The sequence below is a fragment of the Marinobacter sp. genome, assembly GCF_041690455.1.
In the GTDB taxonomy this organism is placed as follows: Bacteria; Pseudomonadota; Gammaproteobacteria; order Pseudomonadales; family Oleiphilaceae; genus Marinobacter.
The window spans coordinates 1-3,193 of record NZ_JAWLHI010000147.1; the positions used below are offsets into that span (position 1 = coordinate 1).

Annotated in this window: 3 protein-coding genes and 1 pseudogene; 2 read left to right on the forward strand and 2 right to left on the reverse strand. The window is 57.5% G+C overall.

Features of this window, described 5'->3' with window-relative positions:
• Together hldE and ACESMW_RS18815 are read right to left on the reverse strand one after the other, a co-directional pair.
• Positions 1-1,284: bifunctional D-glycero-beta-D-manno-heptose-7-phosphate kinase/D-glycero-beta-D-manno-heptose 1-phosphate adenylyltransferase HldE (gene hldE, locus ACESMW_RS18810; RefSeq protein ID WP_372988492.1), on the reverse strand; the 1,284-nt coding region annotated here is incomplete at its 3' end.
• Positions 1,284-1,868: an SIS domain-containing protein gene (locus ACESMW_RS18815; protein ID WP_372988493.1), complete on the reverse strand. Its 585-nt coding sequence runs from the start codon at positions 1,866-1,868 to the stop codon at positions 1,284-1,286. The genes hldE and ACESMW_RS18815, both read right to left, overlap by 1 nt.
• 263 nt (positions 1,869-2,131) lie before the next feature.
• Here ACESMW_RS18815 and rfaD point away from each other — a divergent pair, with 263 nt between their 5' ends.
• A complete protein-coding gene (gene rfaD / locus ACESMW_RS18820) occupies positions 2,132-3,073 on the forward strand; it encodes an ADP-glyceromanno-heptose 6-epimerase (protein ID WP_372988494.1) in 942 nt (313 codons plus the stop codon).
• Positions 3,070-3,193 (forward strand): annotated as a pseudogene (locus ACESMW_RS18825) (lipopolysaccharide heptosyltransferase II); the annotation flags it as partial. The gene rfaD and the pseudogene ACESMW_RS18825, both read left to right, overlap by 4 nt.

The window sequence follows — 3,193 nt, forward strand, 5'->3', positions numbered from 1 at the left end:
CAATTGTTCGGGGGTGTCGTTTTCCTCAGAGTTATCACCGAAGGGGATGACCCAGTCCACACAGGCGAGGGCGGATAGCACTTCCATCCGGTCGTCGAGCGAGTTCACCGGGCGCTCTTCGCCCTTCAGGCGACGCACGGAGGCATCGGAGTTCAATCCGACAACCAGTCGATCACCCAGTGCACGTGCCTGTGCCAGGTAGCGCACGTGGCCGGCGTGCAGGATGTCGAAACAGCCGTTGGTAAAAACAATTCGCTCGCCCTGTTGGCGGGCGTAGTCGATGTGCAGCAGGCTTTGTTCGACGCTGGGATGGTAGCCACTGGTTTTGGCAGACCACTGGTGGCTTGCGCGGGCAGCCAGCTCTTCAGGGGAAACGGTGGCGGCACCCAGTTTGGCCACCACAATGCCGGCAGCCAGATTGGACAGCCAGGCAGCGTCTTTAAGATCGAACCCGGCGCTCAGCAAGGTACCCAAGGTGGCAATCACGGTGTCACCGGCACCGGTGACATCGCTCACTTCCAGAACTTCCGCCGGGAAATGGTGGTGCTCGGTTTGAGTGATCAGGCTCATGCCCTGTTCGCTGCGGGTCAGCAGCATGGTATCGATGCCCGCTTCGGCCAGCATGGCGCGGGCAGAATTCAGCATCGCTTCATCAGATGAGGCATCCCCACCGGCCGCCTTGAACTCGCTCAGGTTCGGGGTAATGACTGTGGCGCCTCGGTACAGGGAAAAATCTTTGCTTTTCGGGTCCACCAGTACCTGCTTGCCAGCACTTCGCGCAGTCTGAATCAGGTCGTTAACGCAGGCGAGGGTGCCTTTGGCGTAGTCGCTGATGATGACAGTGTTGTATTGCTCAACCAGTTCGCTGTAACGCTTCTTGACGCTTTCGGCTTGGGCGACGGGGAATGTATCTTCCATGTCGAGCCGGACCATCTGTTGATGGCGGGAGATAATTCGCGTTTTGGAAATGGTGCGTGCGTCGTCCAGTTCCAGAAGTTCGGAATGGACCTTTTCCTTGACCAGAAGGCCTTTCAGCAAGCGGCCATCTGTGTCGTTGCCGATAATGCCGAGAATGGCGGCCTGGCCGTCAAGATGGGCGATGTTTCTGGCGACGTTGGCGGCACCTCCGGCCCTGTCTTCAGTGTGGGCAACCCGAACCACAGGGACTGGTGCTTCCGGTGAAATGCGGTTGGTGTCGCCAATAAAGTAGCGGTCAAGCATGACATCGCCAATCACCAGCACAGAGGCTTTCTGAAGCTGGTCCAGTCGGGCCAGATCAAGCATCAGTCAAGGCCTCCGGACAGCACCACCTCATCCATCGCTTCACACAGCCAGTGGCCGATGAACATGTGGGCCTCCTGTATGCGGGCGGTTTCGTCACTGTTGATAATGATGGACAGCTTGGCGATGTCTTTGACTTTGCCGCCGTCTCTCCCCGTTAGGGCAACGGTTGCGGCGCCCAGGTCGTTGGCGGCTTTCAGGGCCCGGTTGATATTCTCGCTCTGGCCCGAGGTGGTCAGTCCGATCACCAGATCTTCGGGCTTACCCAGGCCCAGTACTTGTCGCTCGAATACGGTCTCGAATTCGTAGTCGTTCGGGTGCGCTGTCAGAATGGAAGTGTCTGTGGTGAGGGCGATGGAGGCCAGGGGGCCGCGCTCTTTCTTGTAGCGAACCATAAACTCGGCCGCCAGGTGCTGGGAGTCTGCTGCGCTGCCGCCATTACCCAGAAAGATGACCTTTCCGCCGCTTTTAAGGCAGTTCCGGGTAAGCTCGAGCAGTTGTTCCGCCTCATCCTGATGCTGTTCCAGATTGGCAAAGGTTTTGCGGTGCCGTTCCAGAGTGGCGAGGTAACTGCTTGGCTGGGACATGGGAGCCTCCGGTGTGAGCTGTCATCTGGTCGCGCCGGTGTTTCTCGGCACCGGCTTAAAGCTCAAAGTGTACCATGGTGGCCTGAGGCGTCCCATATGCTTTTTTTCGTACTAACCGCCTGTTAGTGCAGCGTTCACTGTGTTTTTTGCCGATGATGTGAACGGTTGTAGCGGTTTTAGCGATGGGTAAAAGAGGTTAAGATGGATGCTATATTCCGGGCCGTTGTCAGGCCCGCCCGCACGGAATTTTCAGGAGCCTTACCATGATTGTCGTCACTGGCGGTGCCGGTTTCATCGGCGCGAACATTATCCACGCACTTAACCAGCGTGGCGAGACGGACATTCTCGTTGTCGACGATCTGACCGACGGCACCTATTTCCGTAATCTGGTGGAACTCGATATCACCGATTACATGGACAAAAGCGAGTTTCTGGAGCGCGTTAAGGCGAACGACTTGCCGGTGGGTATCCGGGCTATCTTCCACGAAGGGGCGTGTTCAGACACCACCGAGTGGGACGGCAAGTTCATGATGGAGAACAACTACACCTACTCCAAGGTATTGCTGCATTGGTGTCTGGATCACAAAGTGCCTTTTCTCTACGCCTCCAGTGCGGCGGTCTACGGCGCCAGCGATGAGTTCCGGGAAGCGCGCGAGTGCGAACGGCCACTGAACGTGTATGGCTATTCCAAGTGGCAGTTCGACCAGTATGTGCGCAAGATTCTGCCGTCTGCCCGTAGCCAGGTCGTCGGCTTCCGTTACTTCAACGTTTACGGCCCCAGGGAGCAGCACAAGGGCAAGATGGCTTCCGTGGCCTATCACCTGCACGAGCAGATCAAAGCTGGCCAGAATCCCAAGCTGTTCGAAGGTTGGGATGGTTACTCCGACGGTGGGCAACAGCGTGATTTTGTATACGTAGACGACGTTTGCAGGGTGAACCTTTGGTTCTTTGATAATCCGGATCAGTCCGGCATTTTCAATCTGGGCACCGGCCATGCCCAGTCGTTTCTGGAGGTGGCCGAGGCGGTTATCCAATACCATGGTAAGGGCAAGGTGGAGTTCATCCCTTTCCCGGATGAACTGAAAGGCCGCTATCAGAGCTTCACCCAGGCGGATGTCAGCGCGTTGCGGGATGCGGGCTATACCGATTCGTTCACTGACGTTGCCGGTGGTGTAGCGGCGTACCTGGCCTGGCTGGATCGATGAAATGCCTGGTGGTTGGCCCGTCCTGGGTGGGCGACATGGTTATGGCTCAGGCGCTCTTCATGTCCCTCAAACAGCAGGACGCGCAAGCAGAAATCGAAGTGTTGGCCCCCGGGTGGTCGC

Coding starts and splice junctions, on each gene's coding strand:
- ACESMW_RS18815 (WP_372988493.1), bottom strand. CDS start 1,868: ATGTCCCAGCCAAGCAGTTACCTCGCCACTCTGGAACGGCACCGCAAA.
- rfaD (WP_372988494.1), top strand. CDS start 2,132: ATGATTGTCGTCACTGGCGGTGCCGGTTTCATCGGCGCGAACATTATC.